Source organism: Bradyrhizobium sp., from assembly GCF_035309285.1.
GTDB lineage: Bacteria > Pseudomonadota > Alphaproteobacteria > Rhizobiales > Xanthobacteraceae > Bradyrhizobium.
Genome location: NZ_DATGFH010000008.1, coordinates 202,830 through 224,827 on the forward strand (window position 1 = coordinate 202,830; position 21,998 = coordinate 224,827).

The window sequence follows — 21,998 nt, forward strand, 5'->3', positions numbered from 1 at the left end:
CGTTTGCCGCCGCTCGCCGCTTCGGCTACGGTTTGGACCATGACACTCCGGCCCGTCCTATTGGTGTCGCGATGTGGCGCGCACGTTTTGGCCGTCGCCCTGTCCTTGCTCGTGACGGCCGGATCGGCATGGCCGCAGGCGGCTTCGCCACAGCAACAGCCCGCGCTTGGCCTGCAGGAGCAACCGGCGCCGTCATCGCCACCACCAGACCAGCCCGCGCCGGAGGCTGCGCCGGAAAAGCCCGGTCTGATCCATGAGATGGGCAAGCTGATCGACAGGATCATGCCTGCCATGAAGAGCCCGAGCGAGACGCTCGGCGATCTCGATGCACGCGCGAAGGAGGCCGCCAAAGACGCTGCCAAGACTGCAGGCGACGCGCTGTCGCGGCTGAAGCCTGGTTCGATGGTGTCGGGGCGGACGGTCTGCGTGTTCGCCGCCAACGGCACGCCGGATTGCAAGGCGGCCGCCGACACGCTCTGCCAGGGCAAGGGCTACAAGGAGGGTAAGAGCCTCAACACCGATTCCGCCGAGAGCTGCTCGGCAAAGGTGCTGATTCCCGGGCGGCAACGCAAGCCCGGCGATTGCCGCACCGACACTTACGTCACCACCGCGCTGTGCCAGTAGAGCCAACCACGCGCGCAACGCTTCAAGCACCGGACAAGGAGGACCCATGAGCCGCACCGAGCAGGATTTCCTCGGACCGCGCGAGATCGCCGACGACATCTACTACGGCGTCCAGACCATCCGGGGTAAGGAAAACTTCCATATCACCGGCATCCCCATGAGCCAGGAGCCTTACTTCGTGAAGGCGCTGGGCTATGTGAAGAAGGCCGCCGCCATGGCCAACCGCGACCTCGGCGTGCTCGATGCGAAGGTCGCGGACGCCATCATCAAGGGCTGCGACCGTGTCGTCGCCGGCGACATGATGGATCAGTTCGTCACCGACTTCATCCAGGGCGGCGCAGGCACCTCGACCAACATGAACGCCAACGAGGTCATCGCCAACCTTGCGCTGGAGCAGCTCGGCTTCAAGAAGGGCGAGTATCAGCACGTCAGCCCCAACGACCACGTCAATTACGGCCAGTCGACCAACGACACCTATCCGACGGCGTTTCGGCTTGCGCTGATCTTGAGGCTCTCGAGCTACATCACCGCGCTGCGCCAGCTCCAGGATGCCTTCTTCGCCAAGGGCAGGGAGTTCGACGGCGTATTGAAGATGGGCCGCACGCATCTGCAGGATGCGGTGCCGATGTCGCTTGGCGCCGAATTTCGCGGCTGGGGCACCACGATCGGCGAGGAAGTCGAGCGCATCTCCGAGGCGCGGTCGCTGCTGCGCGAGATCAATCTCGGAGCCACCGCGATCGGCACCTCGGTGACCGCGGCGCCCGGATACCCCAAGGTCGCCGTGAGGCACTTGAGCGCGCTGACCGGCGTCGAGTTCGTGCTCGCAAGCGATCTGGTGGAGGCGACCTCCGACACCGGCGCCTATGTGCAACTGTCCGGCGTGCTCAAGCGCACGGCGAGCAAGCTCACCAAGATCTGCAACGACATCCGCCTGCTGGCATCGGGGCCGCGCTGCGGGCTGAACGAGATCAACCTGCCGCAGTTGCAGCCCGGCTCCTCGATCATGCCCGGCAAGGTCAATCCGGTGATCCCCGAAGTCGTCAACCAGACGAGCTTCCTCGTCATCGGCCTGGACACCACGGTGACGCTCGCCGCTTCCGCCGGCCAGCTCCAGCTCAACGTGATGGAGCCGGTGATCTCGTTCGCGCTGTTCTTCTCGATCCGCACCATGGAGCGGGCGGTCAACAGCCTGCGCGAGAACTGCATCGTCGGCATCACTGCCAACGACGAGCACACCCGCAACATGGTACTCAACTCGCTCGGCATCATCACCGTGCTCAAGCCGCTGCTCGGCTACAGGCAATGCGCCGAGATCGCTCGGCAAGGCTACAAGGAGGGCAAATCCCTGCACCAGATCATCGTGGTCGAGAAGAAGCTGCTCACGCAGGAGACGTGGGACGAGATGTTCTCCTTCGAACGGCTGATCAATCCCGACCTGATCGAGGGATGAAGACCGCTGGAAGCTCGCGATTTTTCGCCATGGCCGGCACCAGGCCCGGGCATGACGAGTCTGTGGAGCCGGTGCCGCCGGGTAAGGCCGGAAGTTATGCCGCAGCCCGGTGCGCAAGACGTCGCGCCGCGTTCAGACTCTTGCTATGATGCCTGGCATCTTTACAGTGTAAACCTGTATCTTTACAATGTAAACACAATCCCGCTTGGCGGAATAAGCACGAGGAATTTGCCGCAATGTCCATGCCTGCCCTGTTCAAGGGCCGCCTGTCGCTGCCCGTGATCGGTGCGCCGCTCTTCATCATCTCCGTACCCGATCTCGTGATCGCCCAGTGCAAGGCGGGCGTGGTCGGCTCGTTTCCGGCCTTGAATGCGCGCCCGCCCGCGCTGCTCGACGAATGGCTGGCGCGGATCAAGGAGGAGCTTGCGGCCTACGACAAGGCGCATCCGGAGCGGCCCTCGGCGCCGTTCGCGGTCAACCAGATCGTGCACAAGTCGAACAACCGGCTCGATCATGACGTTGCGCTCTGCGAGAAGCACAAGGTGCCGATGATCATCTCTTCGCTCGGCGCGCGCGAGGAATTGAACCAGGCCGTCCACAACTGGGGCGGCATCGTCTTCCACGACGTGATCAACCAGAAGTTCGCCCACAAGGCGATCGAGAAGGGCGCCGACGGGCTCATCCTCGTTGCGGCCGGCGCTGGCGGCCACGCCGGCGTCATCTCGCCGCTCGCCTTCGTCGCCGAGACGCGGCAATGGTTCGACGGACCGATCGCGCTGTCGGGCGCGATCGCCAACGGCCGCGCCATCCGCGCCGCGCGCATCCTCGGCGCCGATTTCGCCTATATCGGCTCGGCCTTCATCGCGACCAGGGAGGCCAACGCGGTCGAGACCTACAAGACGATGATCACGGCCTCGTCGGCGGAAGACATCGTCTATTCCAATCTCTTCACCGGCGTGCACGGCAACTACCTGAAACCCTCGATCGTCGCGGCCGGCATGGACCCCGACAACCTGCCGACCTCCGATCCCTCCAAGATGAGCTTCGGCACAGATACTTCCGGCGAGCGCGCCAAGCCGAAGGCGTGGAAGGAGATCTGGGGCTCGGGCCAGGGCGTCGGCAGCGTCGGCTACATAATGCCCGCCGCCGAGCTGATCGGCCGGTTCAAGAAGGAATATGACGAGGCGCTCGATCCGGCGCTGTGAGGTGGGCTGAATCGCTCCGCGACGTCTTTCACCTCTCCCGAAGGGAGAGGTCGGATCGCATCGTGAGATGCGATCCGGGTGAGGGGTTACGGTCTCGCGTTGGAGCCGCGGCCCCTCACCCGGATTGCTTCGCAATCCGACCTCTCCCCAACGGGGAGAGGTGAGGGACAAGCCCGGCGTTAATCCAATTCCAGCGGCGTGTATTTGCCGGCGTCGTTGATCTCCGTGCCCCAGATCTTGTGCGAGGCCTGGTGCTCGGACTTGCCGAAACTGAGCGGCGTGCCGAGGCCGAGGTCGAGGTTACGCGTCAGCTCGAGCGTATCGATCAGCTTCTCGGTGTCGATCTGCGGACCGGTCTTCTGGATGGCCTTGATCAGCACGTTGGCTGCGATATAGCCCTCGAGCGAGACGTAGTCGGGTTCCTCGCCGGGGAAATATTTGGCGAGCGCGTTCTTGTATTCGAGCACCGCAGTCGAATAGCCGCCGACCGCCGGCACCACCTGAGTCACGATCACGCCGTTGGCAAAGCGCGGGCCGAGCAGCATCAACTCCTCGGCGAGCTCCGTCGAGCCGACGAACGACACGTTGGTGTAGATCATGCCGGGATAGGTGTCGCGGGTCCTCTCGATGAACTTGGCCGCGGCACGGTAAGTCGCGACCATCACGACCGCCCTGATCTGTGGCTTCTGTGACTTGAGCTGGCTGACCGCCTCGTCCACATCGATCGTGTTGCGCTTGTAGTTGAGCCGCAGGATGGCGCTGTCGTTGGCGCCGAGCGCGCGGAAAGCCTTTGCGACGCCGGCATAGCCCGCGTCACCATAGGCGTCCTGTTGGGCAAACACGGCGATCTGCCGCGGCTGCAGCCGGCGGATCTTGATCAGGTAGTTGACGACCGCGCTGGTCTCCTCCGCATAGCTGGCGCGGTAGTTGAAGACGTAGCGGTCGGGCGGATCGTTGCGCAGGAGATTGGAGCCGGTGAAGGCGCCGAAGAACAGCGCGCGGTGCTCCAGCGCGTAGGGAATGGCGACCGCGGCCGTCGGCGTGCCGACATTGCCGATGTAACCGAACACCTGATCCTTCTCGTAAAGCTGCTTCATTGCATCCAGCGTCCGCGACGGCTCGTAGCCGTCGTCGGCCGCGAACAAGTGCAGCTTGCGACCGTTGACGCCGCCGGCGGCGTTGACGCGGTCGAAGGCGGTGTCGATGCCGAGCTTCATCTGGCGTCCGAGCTCTCTCGACGCGCCGGAGAACGGCCCCACAATCCCGAAGCGGATCTCGTCGGCACTGATGCCGTGGACGTTCGGCATCGGCGTGAGCGGTACGGCCGGTTCGTTCGGTGTGATGGCCGCAAGCTTGGTTTGAGCGGGCGCGGGAGCACTCGCTGCGGGCGGCGCGACCGATGCCATCGGCGCAGGCGCGGCGTTCGCCGCCGACGGCGCGATCACGGCCGCGAGCGACGGGCTAGAAACCGATCGTTCAAGCTCCGTGAGTTGGCGGTCCGCCGTCTTGCAGTCGGTACGGCCCGCGGTGATCGCGCCGCGGCCGTCGATGACGTAGTGATCGAACTGCTGCGAGATGTCCGCGCGCTCGGCCTCGCTGGTCGCGACGTCCTTGATGACGGCGTTGAACTTGTCGGAGATCGTCTGGATGCGCGACTGGGTAATCTCGGGACAGGCGAGCGCGGAGCCAAGGATCGGCCCCACCCGGCTTGCGAGGTCGCGTACCACGCTGACATTGTCACCCGGTGCGGCCGTCACCACAGGTCCTGCCAGCAGCAAGCCGCACAGCGCGATCGCCCAGCGCAGATGCCGGCGAGGATTCCGTTGCTTGTTCAGTCCAACCCCATGATCAGACATTGTCGTTACTCCCAACACTCACGGTTTGTCGGTCAAAGCGGTCTTCTGTCGCCATTGCACGAATTGCTGCAGCAGCTGTTCAGACTGCTCGTGGGTCAAGCTCTGGTTACCGCCACCCGTCGGCGCCGGCGCGCGGGATGGCGAAAGCGCGTCGTCGGCGCGAGGCGCTCGCGACGCGGCTGCGATGAATTGCTCGAGACCCCTTTGCCTGGGAAAGAGCGTGACGAACAGCAGCGCCGCGACCGATGCAACCGCGACCGCAGCCACGACGCCGACGAATCCGGCGAGCAGTGTGCGGCGTTTGCTCTCGCGCTTGAGATCAGGCGGCTCGGGCACGACCGCGGGCTTGATCTGGCGCCGCACGAATTCGGACATCGCGCTTTCCAGCCGGTCGCCGGCCGAGGCCGCAAGCCGCGGCGGCTCGACCTTGAATGCGCGTGAGAACGGGCCATCTCCGATCGCGGCAAGCCGCGGCGGCTCGGCGCGTTCGGCCGCTCGCCGCGACGCGGAGACCAACGCGTCCAGAGCCTCTATCGGATTGTTGGTGGGGGATTCTTCGCTACTGCTACTCATACGCTACTCCTCTCGCCACTGACTGCTACGCATGCGGCCGTGCCGCGGCGCCTGGCAGGGTTTCAAGCCAAAGCGCGTGCGGGAAAATCGGCGGGAACATCGCTATGGGTGCGTTGAACGACGCCAACGGCGATCGCGTGGCGCAAATCGGGCGCGCGCGTGCTGCGCGCTCGCGTCGCACATTGGCAATTCCATGGTCCGGAAAACCGGAAGAACCGCGCTTCCCCATCGTTCGCACTGCCTGTCCCCGGCAAATGCCGCCTAGCAGAATGAGACGGCCCCCCGTCTCGCGTGATTGTGATGCAACTCGCGAGCGACATTATTAAGCTCGAATCGGGGCAGAACGGCGTTGAGTTTTTGTCTGCTGACAACCGTTGTGTGTCATTCCTGCGGCATAAATCCTCGTAGCGGGCTTCGCCCGTGTGATATGCGAAGGTATGGAGAGCGTCCGGCCTCAATCATGATCCGGCCGCATATCGCGAGATGAGGAGACAGCATGATTATCGACCACGCCAGGCTACTTGCATTCGCAAGCCGCATCGTGGCGGCCGGTGGCAGTTCGCCTGCCGAGGCAGCTATCGTTGCCGAGCACCTGGTCGAAGCCAACCTGCGTGGCCACGACAGCCATGGCGTCGGCATGCTCGTCGCCTATGTACGCGACTTCGAGGGCGGCACGCTCAAAGCGAACCAGGCGCCGGAGGTCGTCTCTGACACCGGCACGATTTCGGTGTGGGATGCGCATGCCGGCTATGGCCAGGTGGTCGCCCGCAAGGCGGTCGAATGGGCGATCGGCGCGGCGCGCGAGCATGGCGTCGCGGTGAACGGCTTGCGCAACGCCCACCACATCGGCCGCGTCGGCACCTATGGCGAGATCGCCGCGCGCGAAGGCATGGTGGCGCTGCATTTCGTCAACGTCGCTTCCGGTCCTCCGGGCGTCGCGCCCTTTCGCGGCCGTGAAGGGCGATTCCTGACCAACCCGGTCTGCATCGCCATTCCCGGCACCGCCAGCAACGAGCCGATCCTGCTCGACTTCGCCACCAGCCGCGTCGCGCTCGGAAAGGTGCGGGTGGCCTACAATGCGAAGAAGCCGATGCTCGACGGTGCATTGCTCGACCATACGGGCAAACCCACGATCAATCCCGCGGTCATGTACACGCAGCCGCGCGGCGTGGTGCTGCCGTTCGGCGAGCACAAGGGCTCGGGGCTTGCGCTGGTGTGCGAATTGTTGGCCGGCGCCATCGTCGGCTCGTCAAGCGTCACGACGATGACGCCGCCCGAGCGCGGTATCATCAATGGCATGCTCACGATCGTCATCGATCCGGCGCGGCTTTCCACGCGCGATGCCATGTTGGCCGAGATCGACGCCATGATCGCCTGGGTGAAGTCGGCCGCGCCAGCCGATCCCGATCTTCCGGTGCTGGTGGCGGGCGAGCCCGAACGCATCGCGCGCGCTGAGCGCCTTGCGCGCGGCATCGAGATCGACGGGGAGACGTGGAGCCAGTTGTCGGCAATCGCCGAGCGCTATCAGATCAAGGTTGATCGCTGAGGGTTCGAACTCAAATCGGCGAGGAGGTGGATCGATCATGCTCAAGTTTCCCCCGCCAATCTGGATGCTCATCTATCTCCTTCTCTGTGCCGCGCTGAGCTGGCTGCTCGGCTGGCCGAGGATTCCAGGCCTGCCACTTCCGCTCCTGGGAGCGGCCCTGGTGGCGGTCGCCTTCATCCCGCCGGTCTGGGCCTTCATCCTGTTCCAGCGTGAGGGCACCGAGATCGAGCCGACCTCGCCGACCAATCGCAAGCTGGTGACGAGCGGTCCGTACCGCTTCACGCGCAACCCGATGTATTCGGGCCTCGTGCTCCTCGCCTTCGGCATCGCCATATGGGTCGGCGCCTGGCCGATGATCATTGCGCCGGTCGCGGTGTTCGCGACCGCCAACTGGGTCCACATTCCCTTCGAAGAAGCCAAGATGCGTCGCCAGTTCGGGGCAGATTATGACGCCTATGTCGCGCAGGTGCGGCGCTGGGTCTGAGAGACGGCTGCCGTTCGCCCCGACGTTGTAGGGCCTCGCGCCTCGCGTGCACGCGCCACGCTTTTGTCAGACTTTGGCCCGCGCGCGTCCAGAAAGTCTTAAAGAGACGTTAACCATGACGGGCGCTCTGTAACCTTTCAGTAAGAAAGGCGAGTCGTCAGCCATGACCACGGAAGCATTGGACTCCCAACTCGAACCCAAAATCCAGCCGGTTCGTTTGCGCGGCCGCTCTTATGTTGCTTTTGTCTTTGCCCCCGCCGTGCCGATCGTCGACTGGCTCACCGAAATCGACCAAACCCTGGCCCGCTCGCCCGGCTTCTTTGTCGGCAAGCCGGTGGTGCTCGATCTCTCCGCGGTCGACCTCAGCCCGCCGGCGATCTCGCATCTCCTGTTGAGCCTTGAGAAGCGCAACATCCGCGTGCTCGGCATCGAAGGGGTTGATGCTGCGAGGCTGGCGTCGAACATGCCGCCCCTGATCTCGGGCGGGCGGAGCTGCGCCGTGCCGCAGCCTTCGGAGGAGAAGGTCGAGGCGGCGCGGCCGGCGCCGCCGACCTCGCTCCTGCTCGATCAGCCCGTGCGCTCCGGACAATCGATCGTGTTTCCGGAAGGCGACGTGACGGTGGTGGGCTCGGTTGCCTCGGGCGCCGAGATCGTCGCCGGCGGCTCCATCCACATCTACGGCACGCTGCGCGGCCGTGCCATGGCCGGCATCAACGGCAATGCGGCCGCGCGCATCTACTGCCAGAAGATCGAAGCCGAACTTCTGGCGATCGACGGCTTCTACCAGACTGCGGAAGAGTTCGACGCCGCTCTTCGCAACCGACCAGCGCAGGCGTGGCTTGAAGGCGAAACGTTGCGGATTACGCCGCTCAACTGATTCAAACCCTATTGGAGGATAATCAAGATGGCCAAAGTGCTGGTGGTGACGTCGGGCAAGGGCGGGGTGGGCAAGACCACGACCACCGCTGCAATCGGGGCCGCGCTTGCCCAGAATGGCAAGAAGGTCGCGGTGGTCGATTTCGATGTGGGCCTGCGCAATCTCGATCTCGTCCTGGGCGCCGAGCGCCGCGTCGTGTTCGACCTCATCAACGTGGTGCAGGGTGTCGCCAAGCTGCCGCAGGCCTTGATCCGCGACAAGCGGCTCGAGAATTTGTCGCTGTTGCCGGCTTCCCAGACCCGCGACAAGGACGCGCTGACCGAAGAGGGCGTCGGTCGCGTCATCAGCGAGATGCGGGGCAGTTTCGATTATATCCTTTGCGACAGCCCGGCCGGCATCGAGCGCGGCGCCATGCTTGCCATGCGCTTTGCCGACGAGGCCATCATCGTCACCAATCCCGAAGTGTCGTCGGTGCGGGACTCCGACCGTATCATCGGCATGCTCGATTCCAAGACAGTGAAGGCGGAGAAGGGCGAGCAGGTCTTAAAGCACATCCTGCTCACGCGTTATGATCCCGCGCGCGCCTCGCGCGGCGAGATGCTCGGCATCGAGGACATCCTGGAGATTCTGGCGACGCCCTTGCTCGGCATCATCCCGGAAAGCCAGGACGTGCTGCGCGCTTCCAATGTCGGCTCGCCGGTGACGCTGAACAGCCCGACGAGCGCCCCGGCGCGCGCCTATTCGGATGCGACCAGACGGCTGCTTGGCGAGACCATCCCGATGCTGGTCCCGAGTGAACCCAAGGGCCTGAGGAAACTATTCGGACGGAGAGCTGCATGAACATGTTTCGGCTATTCGCCAGCCGACCCGCTCCACCGGCCACCGCGCCGATCGCGCGGGAACGGCTGCAGATCCTGCTTGCCCATGAGCGGGGCATGCGGGGCCAGCAGCCCGATCTTCTGATGCTGCTCCGGGAGGAAATCCTGGCCGCGGTTTCGCGCCATGTTGCGCTCGATCCCGACAAGGTTATTGTGCGAATGGAGCGGGGGAAGAACGTGTCGACGCTTGAGGTCGACGTCGAGCTCCCGAACAACGGGCTCGAGCCGGTGCTTGCCGTGGCGAGTTGAGACCTGGAGCAACGCGTTTGCCGCGATCGATTTGAGTTGATGGAAGCCATTTTTCGCGTCGACGGCGATCGCGTCAGTGTCAGTCCTCTGGCCGCCGGTCCCTGGGATCCGACCATGCAGCACGGCTCCGCGCCGGCCTCCCTCGTGGTCTGGCTCGCGGAGGCGATCCCGACCGCGGTGCCGATGCGGATTGCGCGCGTCACGATCGACTTGATGCGGCCGGTGCCGCTGAAGCCGCTGACGATCGAGAGCGAGATCCTGCGCGAGGGCCGCAAGATCCAGCTTTGCGCGATCCGCCTGCGCGCCGACGGCGTGCTGGTGGTGGCCGCGACCGTGCTCAAGGTGAGGCACAAGCGCGAGGCGCTGCCGCCGGATATCTCCGGCCCGAAGGTCGAGCTGCCTTCGCCGGACGAGTCGGTGGAGGACCCCGCACAATTCTCGAACAGCCCGTTCGTCACCGGCATGCAACTCCGTGCCGCGCGCGGAAAATTCGGCGTGCCCGGGCCCGGGGCCATCTGGTATCGCGTGGTGCGTCCGCTAGTCGAAGGCGAAAAGGTGTCGCAGGCGGTGCGCGCGGTGGTCGCGGCGGACTTCTGCAACGGCACCGGGGCGGCGCTCGACTTCCGCCACTGGATCTTCCTCAATGCCGACCTCACCGTCAGCATGGCGCGCGAGCCGATCGGCGAATGGATCCTGCTCGATGCGGAAAGCTGGATTAGCCCCGATGGCGCGGGGCTCGCCATGGCGCGACTCGCCGATCAACACGGTTATTTCGGCCGCGCTGTGCAGAGCCTTGTGATCGAGAAGCGATAGAGAGAGCAGCAGGATCGCGACGGCCCAGGCAAAAGGCCGCTGAAGTGGTGATATTCAGCGGCCTTGCCGGAAATAATTTATACGGAATGAAATTCCCCCGCTCGCGTGCGCGAGTATGGGCAAAATTCCGCATTTTGTGGATTCCGGGCGAATACGGGTCTCTGGCGTCCGGTTCAGCGGCGCGTCCCGCTGCATCGCACCTGGGAACGCGATGGCGCTACCCCACCATCCGCTCGCGCCCCGCCCAGAAGCGCGCGCGTAGCACCTTCTTGTCGACCTTGCCGACGCCGGTCATCGGCAGTTCCTTCACGAACTGGATCTGCTTCGGCGCATGCGCCGAGCCCTTGCGCGCCTTCACGAGGTTGATGAGTTCGTCCGCATCAGGCTTTGCACCCTCGCGCGCGACCACGACCGCGGTGACGGCCTCGCCCCATTTGTGGTCGGGGATGCCGACCACCGCGCACATCGCAACATCGGCGTGCTGTGTCAGCACGTCCTCGACCTCACGTGGAAAAATGTTGAAGCCGCCGGAGACGATCATGTCCTTCTTGCGGTCGAGGATGAACATGTAGCCGCGCTCGTCCTTGCGCGCGATATCGCCGGTATGGAGCCAGCCGTTCTTCAGGGTTTCCGCGGTGATGTCCGGCCGCTTCCAGTATTCGGCCATCGCATGGGGCGCGCGCACGCAGATTTCGCCCGCCTCGCCGGTTGCGACCTCCTGGTCGTTGTCGTCGAGGATTTTCACCTGGCAGGCCGCGATCGGGAAGCCGCAGGACAGGAACAGCTCCGGCGTCTTCGGATCGTGATCCGCCTTGCGCAGCACCGAGACCGGATAGCATTCGGTCTGACCGTAGAGTTGCGAGAATACCGGCCCGATGCGCTCGATGCCTTCGGCGAGGCGCGATGGCGACATGGCGGAAGCGCCATAGAGGACGAGCTCGAGCGAAGAGAGATCGGTCTTGGGAAGCGCGGGGTGGTCGAGCAGCACGTAGATCATGGTCGGCACGAACAGCGTGAAATTGATCCTTTCGTGCGCGATCGTCTGCAGCACGGCGTCGGGATCGAATCCCTTCAGCATATGCACGGTGCCGCCGCGCATCAGCGTCGGCAGCACCTTGGTGCCGGCAACATGGCTGATGGGCGCGACCGTGAGATAGCGCGCGCCTTCAGGTATCTCGAAATCGGCAAGGATCGCGTTGGCGAAGCCGCCATATTCGCGGTGAGTGCGCAGCGCGCCCTTGGATTTTCCGGTGGTGCCGCCGGTGTAGTTCAGCGTGGCGAGGTCGTCGGGGCAGACGAGGCAACGCGGGCTGACGCTGCCTTCTCGCTCGACTACGGCGAGCAGATCGGTGCCGTAGCTTGCGGGTCCCATCGTGAACACTGTCTTGACGCCCTGCGCCCGCGTCGCGAGGTCGCCGCCGCGGTCGCGGAACGCGGATGTATCGACCACCAGCATCTCTGCTTCGGAATCGTCGAGCTGGAAGAGCTGGTCGTCGAGTGAGCCCAGCGGATGCAGGAAGGTGAGCGCGAGCTGCGAAAGCTGGGCGGCGACGCCGGCGCACCAGCTCTCGGCGCGGTTGGCGGTGAGGAAGGCGACGCGCGTGCCGGCTTTCAGGCCGAGCCGCATGAACACCGCCTGCAAGCGGCCGATCAGGTCGGTCGCGCCCTGATACGACAGCGATCCGCCCGGCCACGCAAAAGCCGTCCGCTGTGGATAGCGCGCCAGCGCCCGCAGCGTCTGCTCGCAAGCCGGCGGAAACCCGTAGAGCGGATTGCTCATGTGGTCGGATCCTCCCATCTCCGTCGTCATTCCGGGGCGATACGCAGCATCGAACCCGGAATCTCGAGATTCCGGGTCTGGTCCTTCGGACCATCCCGGAATGACGACGACGTTTTGTCTTCGGCCTCTCTCGTGCCAATCTTCGTCAACAACGTTAGCAAGGACCAACGCCGTTGCAAACCGCCGATCCGCTTTCGCGCTTTCGCGACCGTCTTCGCCTGCCGCTCGTCGCTGCACCGATGTTTCTGGTCTCCGGCGTCGAGCTTGTGGCCGCCGCCTGCTTGAACGGCGTGATCGGCGCCTTTCCGACCGTGAACTGCCGTTCGTCGGACGAGCTCGACCATTGGCTCAGCGAGATCAAAAGCCGCTTGCGCGACCAGAATGCCGCGCCGGTGTGCCCGAACCTGATTGTGCATCGCTCCAACGCGCGGCTCGCCGAAGACCTGAAGGTGCTGCTGCGGCATCAATGCGAGCTCGTCATCACCTCGGTCGGCTCGCCCGCGCCGGTGCTCAAGCCGCTGCATGAGGCCGGCGCGGTCGTGCTCGCCGATGTCGCGAGCATTCGCCATGCCGAACGCGCGATCGAGGCGGGCGCCGACGGCCTCGTCCTGCTCACGGCGGGCGCGGGCGGGCAGACCGGCTGGCTCAATCCGTTTGCCTTCGTGCGCGCGGTGCGGACATTCTTCGCCGGCCCCATCGTGCTTGCGGGCGGCATCAGCGACGGCCAGGCGCTGCGCGCCGCCGAGGTGCTTGGCTGCGATCTCGCCTATATGGGCACCAAATTCATCGCCACGCGCGAGAGCATGGCGGATGCGCGCTACAAGGCGATGCTGGTTCAAAGCAGCGCCGACGACGTGCTCCTGACCACGGCCTTTACGGGGCTGCAGACCAACATGCTGAAGCCCTCGATCGTCGCCGCCGGCCTCGATCCCGACAACCTGCCGGCGCGCGGCGCGATCGATATCGCCAGCGACATCGACATCGCCGCGCGCGAAGCGCGGCCGAAACGCTGGCGCGATATCTGGAGCGCCGGGCATTCGACATCCGGCGTCACCGACGTGCCTGCCGTGGCGGAACTCGTCGCCCGCACCATGGCCGAGTACCGCGGCGCTCACATTGACGCGCGCGACGATCCCCCGGCAAGGGCGCAGCCTTTCGTTTAACGCGGCGTTAACCATCGCGCCCCAACAATCCCTCGGAAAGCCGGCCTCTCCAGGGCCGCATCGATTGGGATTCGCAGGGGGATGCGCGATGGATTTTGAGATGCTTTTCGCCAAGACACCCGCCACGCTCGATGAGCTCGCCGCCCGCGTGGCCCACGCGCTGGAGCGTCATCCGCTTTGCCGCAGGGTGCAGTTCGACGTCGTCTCGACTCCGCGCACCAAGCGCGGCGCCAACTGGACAGTCAATCTACGGTCGATTGAGCCGCGCGCCCTGTTCGAGGCTTCCGACATCGTCGCCGATATCCAGGACGCCTACGAATTAGCCGCCTGATTGCTGTCGTTTTTCAGAGGTTTATGCGGAAACGCGGCAATGCCGCGGGGAAAGCGCGGTTAAGCCTTATTTAACCCCCAGTCTTGGGGCAAAGGGCCTCAACGGCCACCCTTGAGGAGTTTGGTTTGTCGAAGGCGGTCACCATCATCGCGCTGACCTGTTTCCTGGTGGTGGGTGCAGCCGTCACCAGCATTCTCTCGCAGGCAAGCATGATCGCGCCGCCGGCCGAACCCGCGCCGGTCGTCAAGAACCCGGTCGCCAACCGCGAGGCCAAGCAGGACCGCCTCTCGGTGATGAGCCTCGCGCAGGCATCGTTCGAGCAGCCCGAGAAGCCGGCGACTTCCGCGACCCCGTCCGCGACCGAGGTGTTGCGCCAGGCCTATGCCTCCGCCGCCGACGTCGAAGCGGCGAAGGCGGTCGCGGCCCTGCAAAAGGTGGCGCCGCCCGCGCCACAAACCGGTGCACTACCGCCGGAGCCGCAAGTGGCTGCGCTGTCGCCCGAGCCGCAAGCGGACGCGCTGCCGTCGGCGACGGTGCCGCCGGCCAAGCCGAAGGTTGCAGCCAAGCTGGCGCCGCAAAAATCCTACACGCTCCTGAGCGACGGCCAGATCGCCGGCATCAAGCAGCGGCTGAGACTTTCATCGGATCAGGAATATTACTGGCCGGGCGTCGAAACCGCGCTGCGCGCGGTCGCCCGCAAGATCAACGCCGAGCGGCTCTCCAATCCGCACGCCAAAGCCGCCCAGCTCGATCCCGACTGCGCGGAAGTACAACAGCTCAAATCGGCGGCGATGCCGCTTCTGTTCCAGCTCCGCGACGACCAGAAGGAGGAGGTGCGCAAGCTCGCCCGCCTCATCGGGCTGGAGAAGGTCGCCGAGCAGATTTGACGCGGGGCGCGCAGCCCAGACGTTGCTCTCTCATTCATTTGTATCGTAGACCCGCTTTTTCGTGAACGCGGGTTCCGCCCGCGCACACGGAACATCGCTTGACGCCGGACGTTGCCCGCCTGCTCTCGAAGGAGGAGCAGGACCATGCGTGCTTCAATCGCGTTTTTTGCGGGGGCAGGAACCGTCGTGGCTGCGATCGCCGTCGGTGTCGGCGGTGGCCTCGTGATGGGCAACATCATGAGTCCGCATCCGGTAAAGCACCAGGCAACCCGGCTCGAGCAGCGCATGTCATCGCAGCCTCTTCCTCCGTCGAACCAGGTTGACCAGCCGCAAGAAGCCCAGGCTCCGCTGCCGTACATCGCTGCCTCGCTGGCCGCATCCGGCGCAACGGATGCGGTCGCGCCGACCGCGCCCAATCCTGCGCCGCCGCAAGGCCAGGCGAGCCGAACCCAGGCGAGCCACCCCGCGCCACAGGCCTCACAGCCGCCCGCGCCGGCGCAGTCCGCCGGGACGGCGGGATCGACGAATACGGCGGCGAAGCCTGCGGACGGCCAGCCGCAACCATCCTCACCCTATGATGCCTATGCCAAGGCGCACGACGCGGATCTGAAGCGGGCGGACGACAAGCGCCGCGCCGAGCGCCGGCAACAATGGATGGCCCGGCGTCAGCAGCAGCATGATCAGGATCAGCGCAACAGCGACGATCAGGGCTGGAACGACAACGGGCGATGGGGTGACAATCGAGGATGGCACGACGACAGAAGCGGATGGCGCGATAGCGGATCGCGGGAGGTCATCGTGCGGCGCGCGGATCGCGACGATTCCGCTTCCCGCGGTTTTGGCCAGCCGATGCCGTTCGGGCTTCCGGGCTTCAATCTGTTCGGCCCGCAGGATTGAGTCTTTCTGATCGACGATCGAGGGTATCTCGAAACCAAAGCGACCTCCCTGTTCAAGGGAGGTCGCTTTTTTGCGGAGGCGGCGAAGCGATCGTGCGATCAGCCGCCATGCGCCTCCACGACCTGACGGCAGGGCGTGGAGAGCTTGGCCTTGTTCTGCGCGAGGCAGGCCCGCATCTGGTCCGGCTTGCCGACGAACTGCGAGCAGAAGCTTGCGGCGTCGGCGCGGCAGGCCATCTTCTCCTGCATTGTCGGGCCGTTTTGTGCGGAAGCTTGCGCGATGCCCGCGATCATGAGGGCAAGGGCGAGAGCGGCGGATTTCAACGTGGTCGACTTGGTCATGGGAGCACCTTTTTTCGATGTGGGTTGTGTTGGACGTTCGAAAGCGCCGCGAACCTCGTCGAAAAGCCACGCACGGTCGATCCCATGTTCATGGTGCTTTGTGAAAGCTATTGAAATAACGACGTTATTTCGCTTGCGCCGGAATCCCCCATGTCCATGGGATATTGCGCTTCGCCGATCGGGTCCATGTGTCTCCCCGCGACGGCTGCAGTGGCCAACCGGCCCAACGCAAGACCGCCAAACGCTTCAAACAGGAGAAGGACCATGACCAAGACATCTCATTTCGTGAGCGGCGCGATCGCTCTTGCCACTCTCGCCGCCGTTTCGTTTGCGACCGCGCCGGCCAATGCCGCCGTGATCTGCAAGACCGCCGGTGTGCCGCAGGGCTGCATCGTCGCCAAGGCCCCGGTCGTCGTCGCGCCGGCGCCGGTTGCGACCACGGCCGTCGTCCGCACCGCCGCCATCGCGCCGGCGGCTCCGGTTGCGGTGGCGCATGCCGGCTACACCCGCATCACGCCCTATGGCGTGCGGCACGTCGGGTACACCCGCGTGTGGCGCTAACGCGCTGACAACATCGGCGGATCACTTCGAACGCGGTGGCGATGATGATCGCCACCGCGTTCGGCGTTTTTGGAGCAGGGATGACGCATGAATGGATCAGCTCGCATCCTTTCGAGCGTGATGAATGCGACAAAGCGCACACCCCATGTTCGTGGGATTTTGCCGACGACTGTTCGGGCGCATGTATCGCCGCACAACGGCTGCGGTGATCATCCGATGCATCGCAAGACCGCCAGATGCTTGAACAGGAGAAGTCCCATGTCGAAGTCTCGTTTTATTGGCGCCGCAATTGCCTTTGCTGTGCTCTCGACCGCTGCGCTCGCTGCCGCGCCGGCCAATGCCGCGGCTGTCTACTGCAAGACCGCGGGCGTGCCGCAGGGCTGCGTCGTTCGCACGACACCGGCTGTCGTCGCCCCTGTGGTGCGGCCCGTGGCGCCGATCTACCGCGCGCCTGTCGTGGCACCGGCAGCCACCGTGCGCCATGTCGGCTACACCCGCGTCACGCCCTACGGCGTGCGGCACGTCGGCTACACCCGCGTGCGGCGCTAACGAATAAGAAAATGAAAAATTCAGCCGGCGGCGGCGTCGCCCTCAGGAAAGCGGCGGGGCAATTGCAGCCTCACCGTGGTGCCGCCATCGCCGGAGGAAAGCTCGAGCGCCGCGCCGCATCTTGCGGCGCGGTTTTTCATGTTGGAAAGTCCGCGCGAGGCCCGTCGCTTTTCGCCATCCGTCGCAAATCCCTTGCCGTCATCGGCGACGGTGATGCAGCCATGCTCGCCATCGGCCTCTCCGACCGTTTCGATCCTCACGCTGATGCGCCGGGCGGCGGCATGCTTCACCGCATTGGTAACGGCCTCGTCCAGGATGCGGATGATCTGGATGACGTGCCAGGGCCGAAGCTCAGGATAGACGGGAAGGCCGGGCGGCGCCGCGCGCCAGTCGAGCGCGATGTCATGCGGGCGGAGTTGCGCCGCGGCGCGATCGCGCCACGAGGCCAGCGCCAGCATCAGGTCGCCGCCGATGTCGTCCATGGAATCGATGACGAGGCGGAGATCCTTCAGCGCGGCGCGGGCGGCATCACCGATGCCGGCGCTATCCGTGTTGCGCTCGCTCAGCGCCACGATCGAGACGAGCTGCCCGCCGAGCCCGTCGTGCAGGTCGCGCATCAGCCGCGTGCGCTCGCGTGCGAGGGCGGCGGCGCGCTCGCGCTCCTGCTCGCGGGCAAAGCTCGCCTTCAATTTCTCCTCGGCCTCGCGAAGCTGGATCGCAAGATGCGCGGCAAAGCCGTCGACGCGATTGAGCGCCCGCGCAAAGCGCCAGGTGAGACCCGCGCCAATCGCGACCAGCATGGCGGAATAGGACAGGCGCGTGAAGAACACGCGATCGTCGGGAATGAAGCCTGCGACCTCAACGATGTCATGCACCAGCGAGGTCAGCACGATCGTGACCCCGCAGCCAAGCAGCAGGCCCGGCACGTCGGGACGCCGCATCTCCGACCACGCCACGATCGACCCGAGCAGCACCAGGTGCACGACAAGCGCCGGCATGCCGATGATGAGAAAGGATTTCCGGAGCGTGAATGGATCGCCAAACACGCCGATCAGAACCAGGATCACGCCGGGCACGAAGATCAGGGGGCCGAGCAGGCGCGGCCATTTGCGGCCGAAGAACAGAATGCCGAAGGTGAGCACGAAGCCGCTTTCGAGCGGCGCGGACGCGAGCAGCGCGGCGTTGAGCTCGGGATGGGCGGGCTGGTCGATCGTAGACGACAGGAACGCCTGGATCGCGCCCAGCGCCATCGCCGCGGCGAGCGCGCCATAGGCGGCTTCGCCGCGCCGCATCGTCCACATCACGGTGAGGATCACCGCCAGGATGCCCTGCCAGGCCGCGAACACGGTCGGGAGCGTGACGAACCACAACGTGCGCTGCTCGTAATCGCGGCGCAACTCCTCGTCGGGGCCGACATAGACCTTGTCGAGGAAGCCCGAGATCGGGACCCAGACGAAGAGGTGGATGACGAGCGCGTTCTCACCGTCGCGGAGCAGCGAGGCGGGAATGATTGCGATTTCGGGCGTGGCGCGATCGGGACGGTTGGCGGAGGGATCGCGCCGGCTGTCGAGGATCTCGACGCCATTGACGTCGACGGCGACGCCATTGGTGAAGCGCGGCAGATAGACCGACCAGGTGCGACCCTTCTCGCGCGTGCTCCAGCTAAAGCGGCCGGTGAAGATCGCTGGCTCCTTCATCGAGCTGCGGGACGGCACGAAGGCGGGCGGGGTGACCGCTCGCGTCGCGCCGCGATCGGTCAGGCTGAACGAGGTGACCCGCGTCGTCGCCGGCGGCTCGGGCAGCCTTTGCTGCAGCAGAAAGATCAGGAGCGCCGCGATCGCGGCCTGCAGCAGACTGTATTGAGCAAGACGGGTGCCGGTGTTGCGCGCGCGCAAGACGCGCGTTGCCGGGACGGACGGCCTGGCCGCGCCCTCGGTCACAGCTTGATCAGGCCCTGCTGCACGGCCTCGAACACGGCTTCGCCGCGGGTGTGCACCTCGAGCTTGCGGTAGATGCTCTTGATGTGGCCGGGCACGGTCTGCTTCGACATGCCGAGATGATCGGCGATCTCGGCATAGCTGAATCCCTTGGCGATGCCCCAGAGAATATCGATCTCGCGCGGCGTCAGCTTTGCAGTATTGAGCTCCGGCCCCGGCGGCGGCTCGACATTGGCTTGCGTCCGTCGCACGATGAAGCGCGCGATCGAGGCCGAGATCGGCGAGTGGCCGGCGACGAGGTCGCGCACCGTCGCGGCGATGTCGGAGGGAAACGCGTCTTTCAGGATATAGCCGGTGGCGCCGACCGTGATGGCCGAGATCACCGTCTCCTCGTCGCCGAGCGCCGAGATCACCATGATCTCGGTTGCGGGATGGCGCGCCCTCGTCTCGCGGATCAGCTCCACGCCGTGGCCGTCGGGGAGCTGCAGATCGGTGAGCAGCACGCGCGGCACGCGAGCCGCAAGCGAGGTCCGCGCCTCGGCAAGCGTGGCGGCCGCCGCGACATCGAAGCCGGCCTTCACCAGCGCGTCCCGCAGCCGCCATAGCGTTGGCGGATCGTCCTCGACGAGCAGGATCGTGATCTCCTGCGCTGGTATCTCGTTCGGCGAAGTCATTGCAGTGGGTCCCGTGCGCCAATTCGCTCCGTGCACGGATAGCTTAAGCGAGATGCGGCAATTTGCTATCCCCATGTTTATGGGGGGCGGCTCGATCGCGACCTTACGACCCACGCGCCGCAACGCGATCAGCGCCTCCCGCTGCCTGCATCTTTCGCCACCGCGCCGGCGTCACGCCCATGTGGCTCTTGAAGGCACGCTGGAACGCGGCCTCGGATTGATAGCCCACGGTTTCGGCGACGGCACCGGTCGATATCGACGGCTTCTTCAATTCGTTGGCGGCGAGCGCCATGCGGATGTCGGTCAGGAGATCACCGGGTGATCGGCCAAGCTTGTCCTGAAACTGGCGCGCCAGCGTCGCGCGCGACATGTTGCAGAGCTTTGCCAGCTCCGGTAGCGACCACGCCCGCGCCGGTTCGTTGAACAACGCCGCGAGCGCCGGCGCCAGCCGTGGATGGCCCGCGAGCGCAAGCAATCCTTTCGGCGCCTCCTTGTCCCGGCTTGCGAGTCGCAGCACCAGCGCGAACATCGCGCTCGACAACGCGTTCAGCATGGCGCGGCCGCCGAGACGATCGGCCTCCGTTTCGCTGCGCATCAGTGCAACGAGCGCGGAAAGTTCTGCAGCCGTACCGCTCCGTTCGTTGCCGCCATCCTGCGCGCCGGCATGCACAATAAGCCGCGGCGGCAGATAGTTGCGCAAGAACCGGTCGTGCGGCGGCGCGACGACGAAATGACCGCATAGCAGGTCGAGGCGCTCGCCGCCGCCGGCGTTCTCGCTGATCACGAGATTCTGCATCGCGCGATTCTGCGCCGCGCGCGGCCGCCGGCCACCGCCGTCATGCATCACATGCCTGGGATTGCCGGGAAGCAGCAGGATGTCGCCGACCTTCAACTCGGACGGCCGGCTACCGGCGGGATCCTCTAGCATCGCCGAGCCGCCGATCACCGCGTGGTAGGGAATTTCATTGGCTTCGCTCGGCCCCTGATCGATGCGCCACGGCGCGCCATAGAGACAGCGCAGGTCGAGCCGGCCGCGCACCGGCATCATCTCGAAGAGGCGGCTGAGCCAATCCATGGGAAGCGCACGTCGGATGAATTGTTGAGACGATTGAGCATATAATCGAGACACCTTGACATTCAACATCTCATTTCGGGCGCCTAGGTTCACTCCGCAATCGTTGCTCACCCCAACACGAGGAGTGTCACCATGTCCCGTCTTCCCGTCCCCCATTTCGCGACCGGCGCCACCGCCGAGGTCTATGCCCAGATCAAGAAAGCGATCGGCAATGTGCCGAACACCTTTGCAGGGATCGGCGCCCATGGTCCTGAAGCGCTCAAGGCGATGCTGCTCGCCGACAATGCGCTCGCCAAGGGCTCGCTGTCCAAGCGCGATCAGGAAACCATCAAGCTCGTGGTCAGTGACGTCGTCGGCTGTGACTACTGCGTGGCCGCGCACAGTCTGCTCGGCAAGCTTTCGGGTCTGAAGCCCGAGGAGCTCAAGAACATCCGCGAGGGCAAGCCAACAGGTGATGCCAGGCGCGACGCCTTGATCCATTTTGTCCGCACGCTCGCTCAAACCAGCGGCACTGTCACCGACGGCGAGTTCGCAGCGATCAAGGCCGCCGGCTACAGCGATGCGCAGCTGGTCGACATCAGCCTCGCGTTCGCGACCATCACCTTCACCAACGTCTTCAACCGCATCAACGACACCACGCTCGACTTCCCTGCGGTCGCGTAACCGGCCGCCTTCGTCGAGGTTCAGGCAAGGAGCAAGCACAATGAACACGCTCATCAACACAGCACGCAATCCGCTCATCGGCTTCCTGGAGAAATCCGGCCTGCTCACGAGCGATCTCGATTACCACCTCGTCCGCGCAGCGATGGTGATCCTGTTTTTCTTCTTCGGTTACCAGAAGTGGTGGTCCTACGAGGCGGAGCGGCTGGTGCCCTATATCAGCAACGGCCCGCTGATCTTCTGGCTCTATCCCGTCTTCGGCCACCAGGGCGCAAGCTGGTTCCTCGGCGTCTCGGAGTGGACTTTCGGCGCGCTCTTGCTCGCGGGCTTCTCGGACAAGCGGCTCGGCATCCTCGGCGCCGCCGGCTCGACCGCAACCTTCATCGCAACGGTCACGATCATCCCCTTCATGCCTGATGGCTGGGACCCCGTGGCCGGCTTTCCGGCCATGACCGGCAACGTGCCGTTCCTGATGAAGGATGTCGTGCTGCTCGCGGTCTCGCTCTATCTGCTCAAGCAGGATGTGGTTCGCGTTCTGCAGCGATGATCCTTGCCACCGCTCCAGGAAAGCGGACCACCGCCGCCGGC

25 protein-coding genes are annotated in these 21,998 nt (G+C 65.1%); 18 read left to right on the forward strand and 7 right to left on the reverse strand.

The window, feature by feature from the left end; translation table 11 throughout:
• The first annotated feature begins 39 nt into the window (after window positions 1-39).
• From VKR55_RS03695 to VKR55_RS03705, 3 genes are all read left to right on the forward strand, one after another.
• Window positions 40-624 carry a hypothetical protein gene (locus VKR55_RS03695; protein ID WP_324399768.1) on the forward strand — a complete coding sequence of 195 codons (585 nt, stop codon included), beginning with the start codon at window positions 40-42 and terminating at the stop codon, window positions 622-624.
• A gap of 46 nt (window positions 625-670) precedes the next feature.
• Complete coding sequence (locus VKR55_RS03700) at window positions 671-2,074, forward strand: aspartate ammonia-lyase (RefSeq protein ID WP_324399770.1); 1,404 nt, start codon at window positions 671-673, stop codon at window positions 2,072-2,074.
• A 236-nt stretch (window positions 2,075-2,310) separates the two neighbouring features.
• Entirely contained in the window at window positions 2,311-3,279 is a 969-nt protein-coding gene (locus VKR55_RS03705; RefSeq protein WP_324399771.1) for an NAD(P)H-dependent flavin oxidoreductase, read from the forward strand.
• A gap of 179 nt (window positions 3,280-3,458) precedes the next feature.
• Here VKR55_RS03705 and VKR55_RS03710 read toward each other — a convergent pair whose 3' ends face one another.
• Both VKR55_RS03710 and VKR55_RS03715 read right to left on the reverse strand, forming a co-directional pair.
• A complete protein-coding gene (locus tag VKR55_RS03710; protein ID WP_324399773.1) occupies window positions 3,459-5,135 on the reverse strand; it encodes an ABC transporter substrate-binding protein in 1,677 nt (558 codons plus the stop codon).
• 18 nt (window positions 5,136-5,153) lie between these two features.
• On the reverse strand, window positions 5,154-5,708 hold the full coding sequence (locus tag VKR55_RS03715) for a hypothetical protein (protein WP_324399776.1): 555 nt from the start codon (window positions 5,706-5,708) through the stop codon (window positions 5,154-5,156).
• Window positions 5,709-6,204: 496 nt separating this feature from the next.
• Between VKR55_RS03715 and VKR55_RS03720 the strand changes: the two genes are divergently transcribed.
• From VKR55_RS03720 to VKR55_RS03745, 6 genes are all read left to right on the forward strand, one after another.
• Window positions 6,205-7,254, forward strand: coding sequence for a malate/lactate/ureidoglycolate dehydrogenase (locus tag VKR55_RS03720; protein ID WP_324399778.1), 1,050 nt, complete (start codon window positions 6,205-6,207; stop codon window positions 7,252-7,254).
• A 37-nt stretch (window positions 7,255-7,291) separates the two neighbouring features.
• Window positions 7,292-7,738 carry a methyltransferase family protein gene (locus VKR55_RS03725; protein WP_324399780.1) on the forward strand — a complete coding sequence of 149 codons (447 nt, stop codon included), beginning with the start codon at window positions 7,292-7,294 and terminating at the stop codon, window positions 7,736-7,738.
• 163 nt (window positions 7,739-7,901) lie between these two features.
• On the forward strand, window positions 7,902-8,615 hold the full coding sequence (gene minC / locus VKR55_RS03730; RefSeq protein WP_414642294.1) for a septum site-determining protein MinC: 714 nt from the start codon (window positions 7,902-7,904) through the stop codon (window positions 8,613-8,615).
• Between the two features lie 27 nt (window positions 8,616-8,642).
• Window positions 8,643-9,455, forward strand: a complete 813-nt coding sequence (minD, locus tag VKR55_RS03735) for a septum site-determining protein MinD (protein ID WP_324399782.1) — start codon at window positions 8,643-8,645, stop codon at window positions 9,453-9,455.
• A complete protein-coding gene (minE, locus tag VKR55_RS03740; protein WP_324399784.1) occupies window positions 9,452-9,742 on the forward strand; it encodes a cell division topological specificity factor MinE in 291 nt (96 codons plus the stop codon). Before minD ends, minE begins: the two co-directional genes overlap by 4 nt.
• 39 nt (window positions 9,743-9,781) lie before the next feature.
• Window positions 9,782-10,555: a thioesterase family protein gene (locus tag VKR55_RS03745; protein WP_324399786.1), complete on the forward strand. Its 774-nt coding sequence runs from the start codon at window positions 9,782-9,784 to the stop codon at window positions 10,553-10,555.
• Window positions 10,556-10,772: 217 nt separating this feature from the next.
• Here VKR55_RS03745 and VKR55_RS03750 read toward each other — a convergent pair whose 3' ends face one another.
• On the reverse strand, window positions 10,773-12,335 hold the full coding sequence (locus tag VKR55_RS03750) for an AMP-binding protein (RefSeq protein ID WP_324399788.1): 1,563 nt from the start codon (window positions 12,333-12,335) through the stop codon (window positions 10,773-10,775).
• A gap of 173 nt (window positions 12,336-12,508) precedes the next feature.
• Here VKR55_RS03750 and VKR55_RS03755 point away from each other — a divergent pair, with 173 nt between their 5' ends.
• The 4 genes from VKR55_RS03755 (at window position 12,509) to VKR55_RS03770 (ending at window position 15,613) form a co-directional block, all read left to right on the forward strand.
• Window positions 12,509-13,498 (forward strand): NAD(P)H-dependent flavin oxidoreductase, encoded by a 990-nt coding sequence (locus VKR55_RS03755; protein WP_324399790.1) that lies wholly within the window; start codon window positions 12,509-12,511, stop codon window positions 13,496-13,498.
• An 88-nt stretch (window positions 13,499-13,586) separates the two neighbouring features.
• On the forward strand, window positions 13,587-13,829 hold the full coding sequence (locus VKR55_RS03760; RefSeq protein ID WP_324399792.1) for a hypothetical protein: 243 nt from the start codon (window positions 13,587-13,589) through the stop codon (window positions 13,827-13,829).
• Between the two features lie 125 nt (window positions 13,830-13,954).
• Window positions 13,955-14,716 (forward strand): hypothetical protein, encoded by a 762-nt coding sequence (locus VKR55_RS03765; protein WP_324399794.1) that lies wholly within the window; start codon window positions 13,955-13,957, stop codon window positions 14,714-14,716.
• Window positions 14,717-14,860: 144 nt separating this feature from the next.
• Window positions 14,861-15,613 carry a hypothetical protein gene (locus tag VKR55_RS03770; protein WP_324399796.1) on the forward strand — a complete coding sequence of 251 codons (753 nt, stop codon included), beginning with the start codon at window positions 14,861-14,863 and terminating at the stop codon, window positions 15,611-15,613.
• A gap of 98 nt (window positions 15,614-15,711) precedes the next feature.
• Here the strand turns inward: VKR55_RS03770 and VKR55_RS03775 are convergent, their stop codons facing one another.
• Window positions 15,712-15,954, reverse strand: coding sequence for a hypothetical protein (locus VKR55_RS03775; RefSeq protein ID WP_324399798.1), 243 nt, complete (start codon window positions 15,952-15,954; stop codon window positions 15,712-15,714).
• Between the two features lie 264 nt (window positions 15,955-16,218).
• On the opposite strand from VKR55_RS03775, the gene VKR55_RS03780 reads away from it, so the two are divergent.
• Genes VKR55_RS03780 through VKR55_RS03790 form a run of 3 tightly spaced genes read left to right on the forward strand, consistent with a single transcriptional unit; the run spans window position 16,219 to window position 17,064 of the window.
• Window positions 16,219-16,515: a hypothetical protein gene (locus VKR55_RS03780; protein ID WP_324399800.1), complete on the forward strand. Its 297-nt coding sequence runs from the start codon at window positions 16,219-16,221 to the stop codon at window positions 16,513-16,515.
• A gap of 41 nt (window positions 16,516-16,556) precedes the next feature.
• Window positions 16,557-16,724 carry a hypothetical protein gene (locus tag VKR55_RS03785; RefSeq protein WP_324399802.1) on the forward strand — a complete coding sequence of 56 codons (168 nt, stop codon included), beginning with the start codon at window positions 16,557-16,559 and terminating at the stop codon, window positions 16,722-16,724.
• A gap of 49 nt (window positions 16,725-16,773) precedes the next feature.
• Window positions 16,774-17,064, forward strand: coding sequence for a hypothetical protein (locus VKR55_RS03790; protein WP_324399804.1), 291 nt, complete (start codon window positions 16,774-16,776; stop codon window positions 17,062-17,064).
• Window positions 17,065-17,084: 20 nt separating this feature from the next.
• On the opposite strand, the gene VKR55_RS03795 is transcribed toward VKR55_RS03790, so the two are convergent.
• The 3 genes from VKR55_RS03795 to VKR55_RS03805 form a co-directional block, all read right to left on the reverse strand.
• Window positions 17,085-19,004, reverse strand: coding sequence for a sensor histidine kinase (locus VKR55_RS03795; protein ID WP_324399806.1), 1,920 nt, complete (start codon window positions 19,002-19,004; stop codon window positions 17,085-17,087).
• A complete protein-coding gene (locus VKR55_RS03800; protein WP_324399808.1) occupies window positions 19,001-19,675 on the reverse strand; it encodes a response regulator transcription factor in 675 nt (224 codons plus the stop codon). The genes VKR55_RS03795 and VKR55_RS03800 overlap by 4 nt, the downstream gene beginning before the upstream one ends.
• Before the next feature lie 103 nt (window positions 19,676-19,778).
• Window positions 19,779-20,750, reverse strand: a complete 972-nt coding sequence (locus tag VKR55_RS03805; RefSeq protein WP_324399810.1) for an AraC family transcriptional regulator — start codon at window positions 20,748-20,750, stop codon at window positions 19,779-19,781.
• A gap of 132 nt (window positions 20,751-20,882) precedes the next feature.
• Between VKR55_RS03805 and VKR55_RS03810 the strand changes: the two genes are divergently transcribed.
• Window positions 20,883-21,413 carry a carboxymuconolactone decarboxylase family protein gene (locus tag VKR55_RS03810; RefSeq protein WP_324399812.1) on the forward strand — a complete coding sequence of 177 codons (531 nt, stop codon included), beginning with the start codon at window positions 20,883-20,885 and terminating at the stop codon, window positions 21,411-21,413.
• Between the two features lie 40 nt (window positions 21,414-21,453).
• Window positions 21,454-21,957, forward strand: a complete 504-nt coding sequence (locus VKR55_RS03815; RefSeq protein WP_324399814.1) for a YkgB family protein — start codon at window positions 21,454-21,456, stop codon at window positions 21,955-21,957.
• Window positions 21,958-21,998: the final 41 nt, after the last annotated feature.

What these genes read in the sequence shown, in the direction of transcription:
- VKR55_RS03815 (WP_324399814.1), top strand. Translation starts at nt 21,454, where the DNA reads ATGAACACGCTCATCAACACAGCACGCAATCCGCTCATCGGCTTCCTG.
- VKR55_RS03725 (WP_324399780.1), top strand. Translation starts at nt 7,292, where the DNA reads ATGCTCAAGTTTCCCCCGCCAATCTGGATGCTCATCTATCTCCTTCTC.
- minE (WP_324399784.1), top strand. Translation starts at nt 9,452, where the DNA reads ATGAACATGTTTCGGCTATTCGCCAGCCGACCCGCTCCACCGGCCACC.
- VKR55_RS03810 (WP_324399812.1), top strand. Translation starts at nt 20,883, where the DNA reads ATGTCCCGTCTTCCCGTCCCCCATTTCGCGACCGGCGCCACCGCCGAG.
- VKR55_RS03695 (WP_324399768.1), top strand. Translation starts at nt 40, where the DNA reads ATGACACTCCGGCCCGTCCTATTGGTGTCGCGATGTGGCGCGCACGTT.
- VKR55_RS03720 (WP_324399778.1), top strand. Translation starts at nt 6,205, where the DNA reads ATGATTATCGACCACGCCAGGCTACTTGCATTCGCAAGCCGCATCGTG.
- VKR55_RS03705 (WP_324399771.1), top strand. Translation starts at nt 2,311, where the DNA reads ATGTCCATGCCTGCCCTGTTCAAGGGCCGCCTGTCGCTGCCCGTGATC.
- VKR55_RS03800 (WP_324399808.1), bottom strand. Translation starts at nt 19,675, where the DNA reads ATGACTTCGCCGAACGAGATACCAGCGCAGGAGATCACGATCCTGCTC.
- VKR55_RS03785 (WP_324399802.1), top strand. Translation starts at nt 16,557, where the DNA reads ATGATGATCGCCACCGCGTTCGGCGTTTTTGGAGCAGGGATGACGCAT.
- VKR55_RS03710 (WP_324399773.1), bottom strand. Translation starts at nt 5,135, where the DNA reads ATGTCTGATCATGGGGTTGGACTGAACAAGCAACGGAATCCTCGCCGG.
- VKR55_RS03780 (WP_324399800.1), top strand. Translation starts at nt 16,219, where the DNA reads ATGACCAAGACATCTCATTTCGTGAGCGGCGCGATCGCTCTTGCCACT.
- VKR55_RS03715 (WP_324399776.1), bottom strand. Translation starts at nt 5,708, where the DNA reads ATGAGTAGCAGTAGCGAAGAATCCCCCACCAACAATCCGATAGAGGCT.
- VKR55_RS03770 (WP_324399796.1), top strand. Translation starts at nt 14,861, where the DNA reads ATGCGTGCTTCAATCGCGTTTTTTGCGGGGGCAGGAACCGTCGTGGCT.
- VKR55_RS03700 (WP_324399770.1), top strand. Translation starts at nt 671, where the DNA reads ATGAGCCGCACCGAGCAGGATTTCCTCGGACCGCGCGAGATCGCCGAC.
- minC (WP_414642294.1), top strand. Translation starts at nt 7,902, where the DNA reads ATGACCACGGAAGCATTGGACTCCCAACTCGAACCCAAAATCCAGCCG.
- VKR55_RS03750 (WP_324399788.1), bottom strand. Translation starts at nt 12,335, where the DNA reads ATGAGCAATCCGCTCTACGGGTTTCCGCCGGCTTGCGAGCAGACGCTG.
- minD (WP_324399782.1), top strand. Translation starts at nt 8,643, where the DNA reads ATGGCCAAAGTGCTGGTGGTGACGTCGGGCAAGGGCGGGGTGGGCAAG.
- VKR55_RS03790 (WP_324399804.1), top strand. Translation starts at nt 16,774, where the DNA reads ATGTCGAAGTCTCGTTTTATTGGCGCCGCAATTGCCTTTGCTGTGCTC.
- VKR55_RS03805 (WP_324399810.1), bottom strand. Translation starts at nt 20,750, where the DNA reads ATGGATTGGCTCAGCCGCCTCTTCGAGATGATGCCGGTGCGCGGCCGG.
- VKR55_RS03775 (WP_324399798.1), bottom strand. Translation starts at nt 15,954, where the DNA reads ATGACCAAGTCGACCACGTTGAAATCCGCCGCTCTCGCCCTTGCCCTC.
- VKR55_RS03745 (WP_324399786.1), top strand. Translation starts at nt 9,782, where the DNA reads ATGGAAGCCATTTTTCGCGTCGACGGCGATCGCGTCAGTGTCAGTCCT.
- VKR55_RS03760 (WP_324399792.1), top strand. Translation starts at nt 13,587, where the DNA reads ATGGATTTTGAGATGCTTTTCGCCAAGACACCCGCCACGCTCGATGAG.